Origin of the sequence: Carnobacterium divergens DSM 20623 (genome assembly GCF_000744255.1) — a bacterium.
In the GTDB taxonomy this organism is placed as follows: Bacteria; Bacillota; Bacilli; order Lactobacillales; family Carnobacteriaceae; genus Carnobacterium; species Carnobacterium divergens.
Genome location: NZ_JQLO01000001.1, coordinates 1,114,052 through 1,128,392, shown reverse-complemented (window position 1 = coordinate 1,128,392; position 14,341 = coordinate 1,114,052). Strand labels below are relative to the sequence as shown.

10 protein-coding genes are annotated in these 14,341 nt (G+C 32.6%); 7 read left to right on the top strand and 3 right to left on the bottom strand.

Translation table 11 applies throughout. The features are described 5' to 3' along the window. Positions 1 to 177: 177 nt before the first annotated feature. From BR52_RS05475 to BR52_RS05465, 3 genes are all read left to right on the top strand, one after another. On the top strand, positions 178 to 414 hold the full coding sequence (locus BR52_RS05475) for a YneF family protein (RefSeq protein WP_034570069.1): 237 nt from the start codon (positions 178 to 180) through the stop codon (positions 412 to 414). Between the two features lie 184 nt (positions 415 to 598). Then, positions 599 to 2,350, top strand: coding sequence for an ABC transporter ATP-binding protein (locus BR52_RS05470; RefSeq protein WP_034570066.1), 1,752 nt, complete (start codon positions 599 to 601; stop codon positions 2,348 to 2,350). Beyond that, entirely contained in the window at positions 2,350 to 4,128 is a 1,779-nt protein-coding gene (locus BR52_RS05465) for an ABC transporter ATP-binding protein (protein ID WP_034570064.1), read from the top strand. The genes BR52_RS05470 and BR52_RS05465 overlap by 1 nt, the downstream gene beginning before the upstream one ends. 167 nt (positions 4,129 to 4,295) lie before the next feature. Here BR52_RS05465 and BR52_RS05460 read toward each other — a convergent pair whose 3' ends face one another. Then, positions 4,296 to 5,123, bottom strand: coding sequence for a hypothetical protein (locus BR52_RS05460; protein ID WP_034570062.1), 828 nt, complete (start codon positions 5,121 to 5,123; stop codon positions 4,296 to 4,298). A gap of 247 nt (positions 5,124 to 5,370) precedes the next feature. On the opposite strand from BR52_RS05460, the gene BR52_RS05455 reads away from it, so the two are divergent. Continuing rightward, positions 5,371 to 6,159 (top strand): YdcF family protein, encoded by a 789-nt coding sequence (locus BR52_RS05455; protein WP_034570060.1) that lies wholly within the window; start codon positions 5,371 to 5,373, stop codon positions 6,157 to 6,159. Positions 6,160 to 6,209: 50 nt separating this feature from the next. Here BR52_RS05455 and BR52_RS05450 read toward each other — a convergent pair whose 3' ends face one another. Next, positions 6,210 to 6,830 (bottom strand): lysophospholipid acyltransferase family protein, encoded by a 621-nt coding sequence (locus tag BR52_RS05450; protein WP_034570057.1) that lies wholly within the window; start codon positions 6,828 to 6,830, stop codon positions 6,210 to 6,212. Positions 6,831 to 7,053: 223 nt separating this feature from the next. On the opposite strand from BR52_RS05450, the gene BR52_RS05445 reads away from it, so the two are divergent. After that, positions 7,054 to 8,205: an exonuclease SbcCD subunit D gene (locus BR52_RS05445; protein ID WP_034570054.1), complete on the top strand. Its 1,152-nt coding sequence runs from the start codon at positions 7,054 to 7,056 to the stop codon at positions 8,203 to 8,205. Further along, on the top strand, positions 8,202 to 11,336 hold the full coding sequence (locus BR52_RS05440; protein ID WP_034570052.1) for an AAA family ATPase: 3,135 nt from the start codon (positions 8,202 to 8,204) through the stop codon (positions 11,334 to 11,336). The genes BR52_RS05445 and BR52_RS05440 overlap by 4 nt, the downstream gene beginning before the upstream one ends. Before the next feature lie 58 nt (positions 11,337 to 11,394). Here the strand turns inward: BR52_RS05440 and BR52_RS05435 are convergent, their stop codons facing one another. Then, complete coding sequence (locus BR52_RS05435) at positions 11,395 to 13,014, bottom strand: leucine-rich repeat domain-containing protein (RefSeq protein WP_034570049.1); 1,620 nt, start codon at positions 13,012 to 13,014, stop codon at positions 11,395 to 11,397. Between the two features lie 340 nt (positions 13,015 to 13,354). Here BR52_RS05435 and BR52_RS05430 point away from each other — a divergent pair, with 340 nt between their 5' ends. After that, positions 13,355 to 14,170 (top strand): hypothetical protein, encoded by an 816-nt coding sequence (locus tag BR52_RS05430; protein WP_034570046.1) that lies wholly within the window; start codon positions 13,355 to 13,357, stop codon positions 14,168 to 14,170. Positions 14,171 to 14,341 lie beyond the last annotated feature (171 nt).

The following is a 14,341-nucleotide window of genomic DNA, read 5'->3' as shown; positions in this document are numbered from 1 at the left end:
AACTGTTAGTAGGTTTATTTTGTTGTTTTTCCATCTTTAAGTTCTCTAACAACTCAATTTTCTACTTAATGTTGCATAAAATCATATTTTTTTGAAATAATAGTCAGTATCTATTTATTTTTACCAAATAATCTAGTACAATTGATAAATGAGAAGTCTCGAAAGGAGTGAATGGAAATGTCAATCGGAATCGCTATTTTATTAATTGTACTTGCTTTAATTGCAGGTTTAGTTGGTGGGTATTTTATCGCAAGAAACTATATGATGGATTACTTTAAAAAGAATCCTCCCGTTAATGAGGATATGCTACGTATGTTGATGATGCAAATGGGTCAAAAACCGTCTGAAAAGAAAATTAAGCAGATGATGGCCTCTATGCAAGTTCAACAAGAAAAAGCGAATAAGAAAAAATAAACTCTAAATTTTTTTTGGAGTCTATGGATTCTTTCAAACGGGCAGAGGTTTTCTGTTCGTTTTTTTATTGCAATAAACCACAAATTAAATGTGTTTAGCTAAAAAGTGCAGATAGTATTATAATGAGTAAGCACTTCTCTAAGTTAAATTTGAAATAAAAGAAATAGGTAGGTGAAAGAAACGAATGGGAATCTTTAAAAAGTTAGGTTGGTTTTTTAAACAAGAAAAGAAATCATATATGATTGGGATTTTCTTTTTAATTTTAGTGGCAATCGTTCAATTGGTTCCCCCTCGGATTATTGGGGTGGTTGTTGACGAAATCGCAGCTGGAAAAATGACAGCTCAATCATTAACAAAATGGTTGATTATTTTAGTAGCAGCAGCAATTGCACAATATATTTTCCGGTATATTTGGCGAGTGAACATTTGGGGAACTGCCGCAAAATTAGAACGAACCTTACGAACGAATTTGTTTAAACATTTTACACAGATGGATCATGTTTTTTTTCAAAAATATCGTACTGGAGATTTAATGGCACATGCGACGAATGACTTATCTGCGATTCAAATGGTAGCTGGTGGTGGGATTTTAACATTGGCCGATTCAATGATTACAGGAGGCGCTACAATTGTTGCAATGGCATTATTTGTTGATTGGCGCTTAACACTGATTGCATTGATTCCTTTACCACTCCTAGCCGTAGCTTCACGTATCTTAGGACAAAAGCTACATGTTCGTTTTAGAAGTGCTCAGGCGGCGTTTTCTAGTATGAATGATAAGACGCAGGAAAGTATTAGTGGCATTAAAGTGATTAAAACATTTGGTCAAGAACAAGAAGATGTTGCCGATTTTAAAAAGCAGACAGATAATGTGGTTGGCAAGAATAAAAAAGTTTATTTAGTCGACTCGTTATTTGACCCAGCAATTACATTTATTATGGGCATATCTTATGTACTAACCATTGTTCTAGGTGGGAATTTTGTAATGAGCGGCACGATCTCAATTGGTCAATTGATTTCTTTCATCAGCTACATTGCCATGCTGATTTGGCCGATGTTTGCAATTGGTCGCTTATTTAATATCTTAGAACGAGGAAGCGCTAGTTATGACCGCGTTCAGGAGTTATTAAATGAAACTTCTGAGATTATTGAAAATCCTGATGCAATCACGACACCAGTCAATGGGAAAATTGAGTATCAAGTGGATAAATTCAACTATCCAGATGACGATTCAGTAGCTTTGAATCATCTCCATTTTGAAATTGATAAAGGCAACACTCTTGGACTTGTTGGGAAAACTGGTGCAGGTAAAACAACAATTTTTAAGTTGTTGTTAAGAGAATACGATGGATATAATGGTAGAATTCAGTTTGGGAATGCCGATATTCGTGAGTATTCATTAAATGCTTTGTTACATGGGATTGGTTATGTACCACAAGATCAATTTTTGTTTTCAACTACAATAAAAGAAAATATTCGTTTTGCTGATCCAACGCTAAGTGATGAGGAAGTTGTGAAGGCAGCGAAGTTAACAGCGATTCATGAAGATATTTTAGCAATGCCAGAAGGATACGATACTCTAGTAGGTGAACGTGGGGTTTCATTATCTGGTGGACAAAAGCAACGTATTTCAATTGCAAGAGCGCTTATTACAAATCCTGAACTCTTAATTTTAGATGATGCTTTATCCGCAGTAGATGCTAAAACAGAAGAAGCGATTTTGTCAGCTCTAAAAAAAGAACGAAGCGATCAAACGACTATTATTGCAGCTCATCGAATTAGTAGTGTGATGCATGCAGAGGAAGTGATTGTAATTGATGATGGAGAGATTGTCGAACGAGGCAATCATAGTGAATTGATACAATTAAATGGTTGGTACAAAGAAATGTATGAAAAACAACAATTAGAAGCAAAACTGGAAGGAGGGACGAACTAATGGAAAAATCAGATTGGTCCAAATCCATTCCACTTAAAGAACAATTTCAAATTGTTAAACGAATGTTTTATTATGCGAAGCCGTACAAAAAACAATTTTTTATAGCGATTTTTTGGGGTGCTTGTTTAGCAGTTATCAATGTCATGTTACCTAAAATTTTACAAGTATTTATGGATGATTACTTGACTACAAAAACGGCGACATCTCAAGTGATTTTAACCTTTGCAGCTCTTTATTTTGGAGTTACTCTAGTTAAAATTGTTGTTTGGTTCTTGCAAATGTACCTTTACCAAATGGCGACGGAAAAAACTGTTCAAAACATCCGAAATCAATTGTTTGAAAAATTGCATACGCTAGGAATGCGTTACTTCGACCAAACACCAGCAGGATCAATTGTTTCAAGAGTGACGAACGATACCGAAACAATTAAAGACTTTTGGGGTGTCTATTTAACTGTCTTACAAGGGTTGTTCGCAATTGTTTCAGCTTTTACAGCGATGTTTTTACTAAATCGGACTATTGCGTTATGGTGTTTATTGTTTTTACCAGTTTTACTAGTTATCGTATGGTATTATCAACGCTTCAGTTCAAAAGTTTATCGCGGTATGCGAGAAAAATTGAGCCAACTAAATACCAAATTAAATGAATCGATTTCTGGTATGAGTATTATTCAACAATTTAGACAAGAAAAACGATTGCAGAAAGAATTCAACGAAACTAATGAATCATATTATAGATCAAGAGTCGCAATGGTTAAAACAAATGCGCTGTTATTAGGTCCAATCATTAATTTATTGTATACTTTTTCGTTAGCGGTTGTATTAGGATTTTTTGGTTATGATGCCTTAAAAGAACCCGTTAGTGTCGGAGTGATTTACGCGTTTATTTCTTATGTTCAAAGTTTCTTTAACCCAATGACAAATATGATGGATAATTTGAGTATTTTTCAAGACGGAATGGTTTCTAGTGGACGTGTTTTAAGAATAATGGACAATCAAGAATTGAGTCCAGCTCAAAGCGAACAGGCAGCTGAAACCATTCAAGATGCTAAAATTGAATTTAAAGATGTAAGTTTTTCTTATGATGGAGAACACAATGTATTGCACCATATTAGTTTTACTGCAAATCCTGGTGAGACAGTAGCTTTAGTCGGACATACTGGAAGCGGGAAAAGTTCAATTATCAATGTAATGATGCGTTTTTACGAATTTTATGAAGGAGATATTTTAATTGATGGAAAATCAATCAAAAATTATCCTATTACAGAACTTCGTCAAAAAATGGGATTAGTGCTACAGGATTCTTTCTTATTTTATGGCAACATTAAAAATAATATTCGTTTAATGAATCCATTAATTAGTGATGCGGCGATTGAAGATGCTGCTCGTTTTGTTCAAGCAGATACATTTATTAATCAACTGCCAAATGATTACGAATCAAAAGTTATTGAACGAGGGGCAAGCTATTCTAGCGGACAAAAGCAACTAATTTCATTTGCTAGAACAATCGTGACGGATCCTAAAATTCTAGTGCTTGATGAAGCAACTGCCAATATTGACACGGAAACAGAAACTTTGATTCAAGAGGGATTAAAAAAAATGCGTAAGGGTCGTACTACGATTGCGATTGCACATCGTCTTTCAACGATTCGAGATGCAAACTTAATCCTGGTATTAGATCATGGTGAAATAGTCGAGCGAGGGAGCCATGATGAATTGATTGACCTTGGTGGTATTTATTACGATATGTATCGTCTACAAAATAGTGAAGAAAGTTAATAAAAAATAAGGAGGTTATTGGTTTTTTAGCTAATAGCTTTCTTTTTTTATAAGCTTAATAGTTAATTAAATTTACATTATTTTAGTGATATCAAATCATGGGAATTAGAAAAAAACTTCTTCAAACAAGAGCACTCCCATGCCTTCTGTTTGAAAAAGTTTTTTTATTAGTGGATAAATGAATGATTGCCATCTTTTATTGTTTCAGGGTTACCATGTTTCCAACAAATACGTCCTTTTTGACAATCATTTTCAAAAAAAGCATAATCAATAATATCGCCTTCTTTAATGAAAAAAGGTTCAGTATCCCAATCATTTAGCAAAAATTTCATCGTCTTATTTTGATGACTAATCGTAGTGTCGTCCAAAGTTGAATCGAAATAAAAACGATTGATGGTAGGATCATATTTTACAATACAATGATTTAATTGTAATCGTTTCTCTCCATCATGATTATTTGCTCGTTCAATCACTCTGTAATCATATTTATTCCGCTTAGTTTCAGGTGTTTTAAAAAGTAATGTAGCTTCAATAGAGTCGTTGTGATTTAAGCCTTGACTGCGGATAACGGATTCAGGTACATAGACGTTGTTATGGGGAGCTAGAAAACCACCTTTTAGTTGACGATTAAGTTTGCCTATATAAGTACGCCCTTGTTTTTTTCGGGGTGAATTTTTTTCTTGAATAATACTTTTAGGATTAATTGAATGTTTTGAAGAAAAGGAATTCACTTCATCGTCGTTATTAGCTAACCAAGAGAAACTTAAGTCAGTTGCTTTCTCATAGGGGGTATTTTTCAGTTCAATAATTTGTTCATGAGGCATCGTTTGAACGGCTTCTAAAGTAACATCTAAGTGGAGAGCGTGGCCGTTTTCTAAAAATCCTATATAGTGTCCCAATGATCTACATGTGCTATGTACATTCGATTCATCTAGGTTTGTAACTAGGTCTGATAATTCTTTTTTTATGGTGGAAATCAGTTCTTTACTTAACATCGCGATACTCCTTTTTTATTTGATTATAGCATATATTTAACAAACTGTAACACTAAAGGTATTTTTCTGTATTTTATTAGTTTGGAAAAATTAAAAGTATTTTAAGAATTTCATAATATCAAGGTTTCAAGGATAAATAAAGTTTTATGTCTTATAAGACATCACGATAGTAGCACTATGATTTTATAGGCGTGTTGTGTATACTGATAAAAAAGGGTAATACATATTAATTAAGGGAGTTTGCACAATGACGATGAATCAATTAGTGACAGATTTGAATGAACTAATACTTTTTTTAGCTTATCGAAACATTGATGAATTATCAAAAGAAAGTCTAGAAAAAGAATGTGGAAAAAAACAAATTAAAACACTTGTTTTAGCTGGGAATGGGTTGCCTTACACAAGTAAAGTAGTAGCTAATAGTTATCATAAAGGATTAGTAGAAAACATAATTTTAACAGGCGGAATAGGTCACACAACGGATTTACTTCGAGAATTAATGGGACAACATCCCACTTATCAAAGGATTGACTCAGCAAATAAATCAGAAGCGGAATTATTTCAAGAAATGCTTATTCATTATGAATCAATTCCAGCTGATGATATTTTTATTGAAACAAGATCAACTAATGGTGGTGAAAATGCGATAGAAGCGCTGAGGTTAATAAAAAATGTTATGGAAGTTCCAAAAGAAATTCTTTTAGTTCAAGATCCTACAATGCAAAGAAGAGCAGATGCCTGTTTTAGAAAACATTTTGCTAAAACAAAGACTAAAGTCATCAATTATGCTCCATTTATTCCTCTAGTAGAAATGAGAGGAGCAAATTTGGTTTTTAAAAAAAATGTAGTAAGCAATCAATGGGATATTTCAAGATTTATATCATTGGTTATGGGAGAATTTCCAAGACTAGCAGATACACGAGAGGGCTATGGTCCAAATGGACAAAATTTTCATGCTTATGTGACGATACCTGATTCTGTTGAAACTGCCTATAGACGGATAAAAGAGCGATATCCATCTTTGGGAAGAAAATAAAAAAAGCGTTAAATTTAGCTAACTAAGCTAGATTTAACGTTTTTAAGATGTTATTTTTTAGGTTCGTATTTAAATGATGGATCAACTTCATAATCTAATTGATCAAAAGCAGCTTGCATTTGATCTTCAATCAATTTTAAGCTTTCTTTATCTAACTTCATTTTGCGATCAATGTAAATCGAATCACCAAAATTAACCGTTACTGGTTTGCGAGAAAGCAACCCTTTAATGGTTAAAGGACCTTGGAAGACTGCTGGAACTAATGGAACCCCACTTAATTTAGCAATTGTAGCAGCGCCTCCTTTTAATTCAGAAGAGTGTCTGGTACCACTAGGGAACATAATAAGACTTAACTTTCCTTCTTTTAAAATTTTCACTGGTTTTTTAATGACGCTAGGTCCTGGATTTTCACGATTTACTGGAAAGGCGTTAGCATGAACCATAATCCAACGTAGAATCGGATTTTTAAATAACTCTTCTTTAGCCATAAATGAAAAACACTTTGGACTACCTGCCAGAGCAAAATAAATAGGGTCAAACCAGGTTCGATGAGGCCCTACTAAAATATAAGAACCTTCAGTTGGAATTCGTTCTTTGTGTTGATAACGAGAGTTTCCATTTAAAACAAATACTACAAAACGAGCCACTTGGCGAACAAAACGATAGAACAATTGCACTCAACCTTTCATAATTAAATAAAATCATTATTTAAGCAATAGTAATTTTAAAAAAGCGACCTTTTAAAAAGTCGTTTTATAGTTAATAGTATGCAAGAAAATCAAACAGATAGCAAGTGTTTAATTTGAAAGATAGTCATTTTCAAAGGAAAATAAACTCTCCGATTAAAGGGGTATTTTGGTATACTAAATAGGATAAAGACAGGAGTTAAAAATGATGAAATTTATTCACACAGCTGATTGGCATATTGGAAAAAAAATCCACGGATTTCAATTGTTAAAAGAACAAGAAGAAGTTTATCGACAATTAGTAGAAGTTGCCGTTAAAGAAAAAGTAGATGCAATCGTGATTGCTGGAGATTTATATGACCGTGCTGTTCCCCCAGCAGAAGCAGTTTTACTATTAAATAAAATGTTAATGGAATTAAATATTGTTCAAAAAATCCCCTTGCTTGTTGTATCAGGAAATCATGACAGCAGTACACGTTTAGCAACAGGAGGACCGTGGTATGAGTTTCTGAATTTTCACTTAGTTACAAAAATTGAAGATAGTTTAAAACCGATTGTTCTCGGCAATACGCAGTTCTTTTTACTGCCGTATTTTGAACCGATTGATGCGAGGCTTTATTTTGGTGACTCCAGTCTTACAACACATGAATTAGCAGCAAAACGCGTTGTTGAAGAAATGAAAAAATCTTTTGACCCAAATTATCATCAGGTGCTAGTTGCTCATTTATTTGTTGCAGGGAGTTTAAGAACAGATTCTGAAACAGAAGTAACCGTTGGGGGATTGGATCAAGTTTCAGCAAGTGTATTTAAAGATTTTGACTATGTTGCATTAGGGCATTTGCATAATCCAAATGCAAGCCGCCATGAACGGATTCAATATTCAGGAACATTATTAAAATTTTCAGTCTCAGAAGCAAATCAAGCAAAAGGATTTAAACTAATTGAGTTGACAGATGAGGGGAACTTAAAAAACACTTTCTATCCCGTTGAGTCAACAAAATCATTGCGAGTTTTAACAGGTTTTTTTGATGACCTGACAGCAAGAGATTATTATGAAACACAAAAAAAAGACGATTATTTATTTATTCAACTAAAAGATACTCAAATTATTCCTGATGCAATGAATCGGTTAAGAGAAATTTACCCAAATGTCTTAGGAATGGAACGGTTAGACAAAACAGGGTTACTTAGCAAAATGGGTCAGTTGAATAAAGAGAAAATTCAGCAAAGTTCCCCGAGGGCACTGTTTGAAAAATATTACCAAGAAGTAACAGGAGATTCTTTAAGTAAGCAACAAACAGACTTACTAACGACTATTTTTGCTCAATTAAAAATTGAAGAGGAGGATCAGACGCAATGAAACCAATTAAATTAACCTTGGAAGCCTTTGGTCCTTATTTAAATGAAACCATCGATTTCACTTCATTTTATCAAAACCATATTTTCTTGATATCAGGGAAAACGGGTGCTGGAAAGACGACGATTTTTGATGGTATGAGTTATGCGTTATTTGGAAGAACAAATGGTTTGAACCGTGAGCCAAAAGAAATGCGTTCAACCTTTGCAAAGCCTACTCAAGAAACAAAAGTAACGTTTGTTTTTACAGCTCAAAATAAAACGTATCAAATTGAAAGAGTTCCAGAACAAACATTAGCAAAGAAACGTGGAGAAGGCACACGAGAAGTGAAAGCAAAAGCGACGATTACCATATATGATGAAATGGGAGTTGAGCTAAATCATTTTTCAAAAACAACAGAAGTAAACCAAGTAATTCAAGAAGTCGTGCAACTAGAAGATGAACAATTTAGACAAATCATTATGTTGCCACAAGGTGATTTCAGACGTTTTTTAAATGCGAATAGCAACGAGAAAGAGAAGATACTTCGCAAACTTTTTGGAACAGAGCCTTATCGTTTATTTAGTGAAAAATTGAAAGAACAAAAAAAGGAAATTAGCTTAGAAATCAAAGATCAAGAAAAAGAGTTTACGTTAATTTTAAATCAAGCACAGTGGCTGGTTAAGCCTACAATCGATTTTGAAACGGGACAAGCTAAAACCCAAAAAGAATATGAAGCGTTGATTCAGCAGCAAAATCAATTGAAACAAGCCATTTTAATTACAGAAAAAGACATTGTACAGCTAAAAAAAGAAGAAGCGAGAGTGACTGAAAAATGGCAAATGAGTCAACGGATAGTGCAATTATTTACTGAAAAAGAACGATTAACAAATGAAGGTGAACAATTAAAAAATAAGGAACCTGAAATAAAACAAAAAAAAGAGCAATTGCTAGAATATAAAGAAGCAAAAAAAATAGAGTTTAACTTGTCAAAACAAGAAGAATTAATTGTTGGAAAAGATGAGTTGAAAAATAAATTAGGAGCCATAACCTCAGAAAAATTAGAAAAAGAACAACAGTTAAAAAGAGCAATGCTAGACTTAGAAAATGTTCAACGAATGGAACCGGAACAAGCAACTAAGAAAATCGAGATCAATCAATTAGAACAGCAAAAAATTACCATAGAACAACTCGATGAATTGATGCAGTTAATAAATAAAACAACAAAAGAAATCGAAGCAGAAGAAAAAGAGCTTGCTTCAATTAAACAAAAAATCATGGAATTTGAAACAGAAAAAAATAAAAAGAGTGTAAAGCTAACAGCCCTTGAAAAAATGCTTCAATCATTTAATGAGTTAGAAAAAATACGCTATCAATTAGATGCAAAGATGAGCAAGTTATTGGAGCTTAGTTCACTAGAAAACCAACAAGCTGAAAGCGAGTTGCTTGTAAAAAGAGGAATCAAGCAATTAAAAGAGTTAAATGAACGGTTGTTCCAAGACAATGAAAAGCTAAAACAAATTAAAAGTGATTGGGCAAAAATACAAATTTTACAATTAAGTGAAAGTTTAATTGATGGTGAACCTTGCCCGGTATGTGGTTCTAAGGAACATCCTATCGAAAATTTAGGAACGCTCCCTCAAAAAACAAGTCAAGAATTAACCCAAGAGCTAGAAATTGCTGAAGCAAAAGTTGCCCAACGAACTGAAGAAAAAATAGCGATTGAGGCCACTTTGAAATTACAAAACAGTCAAATAATAAAAATAAAAGATGCCTTACAGAAAGCAACAGATAGTTATTTTTCAGCTGAGCCACCACAGGAAATAAACAGGGAACTAGCTTTGATTCAACAGCAATTATTAGCAATTAACGACAAACTGGAAACTAAAAAGGATGTTTTAAAAGAGCATCAACAAATAGAAAAACAGTTAACAACACTTACGGATACCCTACTAACGACTCAGACAAAAAAAGAAACATTGCTCCAAACAACCCAATCTTCGAAATTAAATCTTCAACAATTAATCGGTGAAGAAAAGAGTTTAAGAAAATCAATTTCAACAGATTATCAAACGGTTGTAGATATCGAAACAGCCCTTATAAAACTCACTACAGAAGTTAAAAATTGGGATACGACCTATCAAGAAAAAATGCGACAAAAAGCCGAAACGGAGCAATTGTTCCAAAAATTAACATATGAAGAAAAGCATCTTAACGAAGCTGTGAAACAAAATGAAATTCGTATTAATGAATTATCTGAACAAATTCAAAAGCAACTAAATGAATCTATTTTTGTTCAGTTAAACGACGTCAAAGAGCTTTTAAGCGAGTCAATTGATAGCGATCAATTAGAAAAAGAAATTCAAGATTTTGAAAAAGAACATTACCGTATTTCAAAAAGCTTACAAGAAGTTCAAGAGCAATTAAAAAATCAAGAAAAACCTGAATTAGAGTTAATTGAAAAAGTTTTAGATGAACTAGAAGAACAACTTGAAAAACAAGAGCATCATAAAATAGTGCAAGAACAAATGAAAAAAGCCAATCAGTCCATTATTGAATCCGCACAAAAAATAATAGCAAGCACTGCTGAAAAGTGGCAGTTATTGACAGAAATCACGAACCTTTCAGCCGTTGCCAGTGGTGATGGAGATCAGAGTAAAATGGGATTTGAACGTTATGTACTGACCTATTTCTTGGAAGAAGTCTTGATAGTAGCTAATGAACGCTTGCAGCAATTAACGAATAATCGGTATTTATTTGATTTGAATCGGGAAGAAGGTAGTCGTAAAACGGATACCGGTTTAGAAATTAATATCTATGATGATAATGCAGGCGGAATTCGAAATGTTCGAACGTTATCTGGTGGAGAAAGTTTTATTGCGGCGCTATCCTTATCGCTTTCTTTATCAGAAGTTGTTCAACAACACGCAGGAGGCATCCAAATCGAAACGATGTTTATCGATGAAGGATTTGGTTCATTAGATGAAGATGCTTTAGAAGAAGCGATGGATGCACTTATGAATATCGAAGGCAGTGGCCGTTTAGTAGGGATTATCAGTCATGTCAAAGAACTAAAAGATCGTATACCAGATCAGTTACAAGTAATCTCGTCTGGAACAGGAAAAAGTCAGATTAAGAGTATTCATATAAATTAATTTATAATTTTTAGATAAAAAAAGAGCCAAAATAAACTTATTTTGGCTTTTTTTGACGTTATTTTATAACGAGTTGATTAACTGAACCCGAGAAAGTATCGTCAGAACTTGAAAATTCTAAAGAATTTTCACCAACTTGATGCCATTGGACATAGTTTGTCTTTAATGGATGACTAGTTGAAATTTCCCCAGGAGTATTAAAATTGATAGTTGAAGGGAAATTATTATCTTTATCTAAAAGATTTAGAATCGTTTTTTGCCCTAAAGCAACTTGAGGAAGTCTAATTTGTTGATTTTTTGCACTGTAAGTTTCAATTTTAGTTTGTCCAATTTTTGAAATATCAGAAACGGAGTGACCATCTATTGCTAATAACGTTAGCGCAGGGAAATCAGTTAAAAAATCTAAAGAAGATATTTTTGAATCATCAGCCAAGTTTTTAGTATTTGAAACAGCTAGTAGTTGTAACTGGTTCAAACTTCCTAATTGCGCGAGTTTAGCTGGAGTTACGTTTGAGTCGTTTGCCAATAATTGAATCAATTTGTTAGCAGATGATATTGGAGAAAAATCTATAATAGTTGGATTTTCTTGTATCACGAGACGTAATAAATTTGGTAAGGATTTAACAGCTGAAATATCTTTCAATTGATTAGAGAGTAAATTAAGTTGAGTTAAATTTGTTGCTTTTTCTAAACCATCTAATGTTACTAATTTATTAGAACGTAACGACAAGTTAGATAAATACGGAGCTGAGATGATATGAACTGAATCGATTTGATTGTTATCTAAATTAGCTTGCTGTAAAAATGGAGCATTTAAATCATTTAAGGTAGTGATTTTATTTGAATTTGCACTCAAGCCTTTCAATGTAGGTCGATTGATGATTGAAGTTAATTCGTTATTGTCAATGAGAATACTTTGAATTTGAGAGATATTTTTAACATGATCTAGAGAGGTAATATTATTATTGTTTACAAATAATTTAGTTAAAAAATCACTATCTAGTTTATCAATAGTTGTCAAATGATTATTGTCTAAATGAATTTCTTTTAAAACATGCATGGTTTCAACAAAATCAATGTTGGATAAATTAGAGTTATTTAACCAAAGATTTCTCATTTCAGAATAAACAGAAAGTTTTGAAAAATCTTTCATATTTGGATTGTTCGATAGATTAAGTTCAGTTAAATTTGGTAACGCCAAAACGTCATCTAGTGTCAATTTTGGATTGTTTTCAAGTCCCACACTGGATAATAATTCTAGTTTTTCTAAAGGTTTTAATGAGTCAATTTGGTTGTCATTAAATGTAATCAGCATTAAATTTTTTGCATACTCTAATCCTGTTAAGTCGCTAATTCCTGATCCACTTGAAACTAGTTTTCGTAAATTCAGAATATTAACTGTTGTTACATGTTCATTTTCAGTTAAATTCAATTCTTTTTTTACTTCATTTTCTAAAGTAGAGTCTTTAAATGTGATATCAGTTTCTTCGCCTTCATTGGTAAACAATTTAGCTTTTTCGATAGAATCAACTTGTTCCTCTTGGAATGTTGAATCTAGTTGTGCAGTAATAGAAGAAGTTCCTTCATTGTCTGTTGAAGTTGCTGCTTGATACTCCCCGCCAAGTCCTAAACTACCAAATAAACAAATTCCCATAAATACTAGCTTTTTTGTTTGCATTTTACATCCACCTTTATTTTATTTTTTAATACGTTCATAAGGTTACAAGTATAATTTTTGTTATTCAACCGTTTTATCTTAATCGTCAATTAAAATTTCTTATTCGTTTTTATAACATTTGAAATACCTTATGTGAAATAATAAAAAATTATTTGTTTATCTTCATTCAAATTAATAAAAATAATTTAATATAAAAAATGAGTTTAAGCGATTTTTAAGGTTATTTCTCATATTAGTGTAGGCTCTGTAATCTTTTTTTGATATAATAAATTTCAGTCATAGAAAAAATTGAAAATTAATAGAAAAAAATAAATCAACAGAAAAGTAGGGGGAAAAGACCATCGAGATTAAACTAAATGTTGCGATCACAAAAAACGCTACTACGATTCAATTCAGCAATCACCAATCTGTAATTGAGATCCAAGACGTCAAGGAGAAAGAAGTAACTGTTGCTCAGCCTGTTATCTATTTTTTATTGAAAGATAGAACAGTTCTTTCAATCGGAAAAGCAGAACAAGTCATTACTATTGAAAATAGTACGATCAACAAATTGATTTTATTAACACCTCCTTGGGAAATTGAGCTTGCCTATTTAGAAAAAAATTTGATTACAGAAGCAATTAAAAATGGCTTGAAGTTAGAAAATACCGAAACAGAACAACTTACAATTCCTACTAGTCATAAAAAAAATACAACAAACTACAAAGATGAACTATTAATAGTACTCGAGCGATTTGGCTACAATTTACAACCAAGTGCAGATTCAGAAAAACCAGCTAAAACAAAGTCTGCAAAAACGAGACATAAATGGACGAAAGAAATCAGTCAAATCGAGTTCTTTGTCGATACCAGAGAAAGCAAAGCGACTGTTTTGTGGCAAAAAAGAAATGAAATGCTTTTAAAAGCAGGTGCTAAATTAATGCCCATAGCGCCACTAAATAAAGATGGATCAGTGGGTTTTTCTGCAAAAATGGGAGAAAAACTACGGTTAGATTATCAAGATAAAATAAAGGATTTTGTAACAACAGAAGACATTGTGTTAAAAAGTGTGAATGAAGTAGGGTTATTATTGTATTTTGCTGGTACAAATAGTTGGCTTGAATTATTGGATAGTGATGGAAAAAGTATTGATGAATGGACGAAGATTGAGGCATAGAACCAAAAGTAGAACCGCTGTTAATTCAGTGGTTCTTTTTTAGTTTTGTGTAGTAAGTAATGTTTACTAATCCATTAATTGTTGTTATTAAAAAACAAAAAAGAGCTTAGAAAACAATTGACAATGAGAATCATTCTCAATATAATGAAATGGCTATCATTAAGATGCAAA

Excerpts from the sequence above, each read along its gene's own strand:
- BR52_RS05470 (WP_034570066.1), top strand. The coding sequence starts at position 599 with ATGGGAATCTTTAAAAAGTTAGGTTGGTTTTTTAAACAAGAAAAGAAA.
- BR52_RS05465 (WP_034570064.1), top strand. The coding sequence starts at position 2,350 with ATGGAAAAATCAGATTGGTCCAAATCCATTCCACTTAAAGAACAATTT.
- BR52_RS05440 (WP_034570052.1), top strand. The coding sequence starts at position 8,202 with ATGAAACCAATTAAATTAACCTTGGAAGCCTTTGGTCCTTATTTAAAT.
- BR52_RS05455 (WP_034570060.1), top strand. The coding sequence starts at position 5,371 with ATGACGATGAATCAATTAGTGACAGATTTGAATGAACTAATACTTTTT.
- BR52_RS05460 (WP_034570062.1), bottom strand. The coding sequence starts at position 5,123 with ATGTTAAGTAAAGAACTGATTTCCACCATAAAAAAAGAATTATCAGAC.
- BR52_RS05445 (WP_034570054.1), top strand. The coding sequence starts at position 7,054 with ATGAAATTTATTCACACAGCTGATTGGCATATTGGAAAAAAAATCCAC.
- BR52_RS05475 (WP_034570069.1), top strand. The coding sequence starts at position 178 with ATGTCAATCGGAATCGCTATTTTATTAATTGTACTTGCTTTAATTGCA.
- BR52_RS05435 (WP_034570049.1), bottom strand. The coding sequence starts at position 13,014 with ATGCAAACAAAAAAGCTAGTATTTATGGGAATTTGTTTATTTGGTAGT.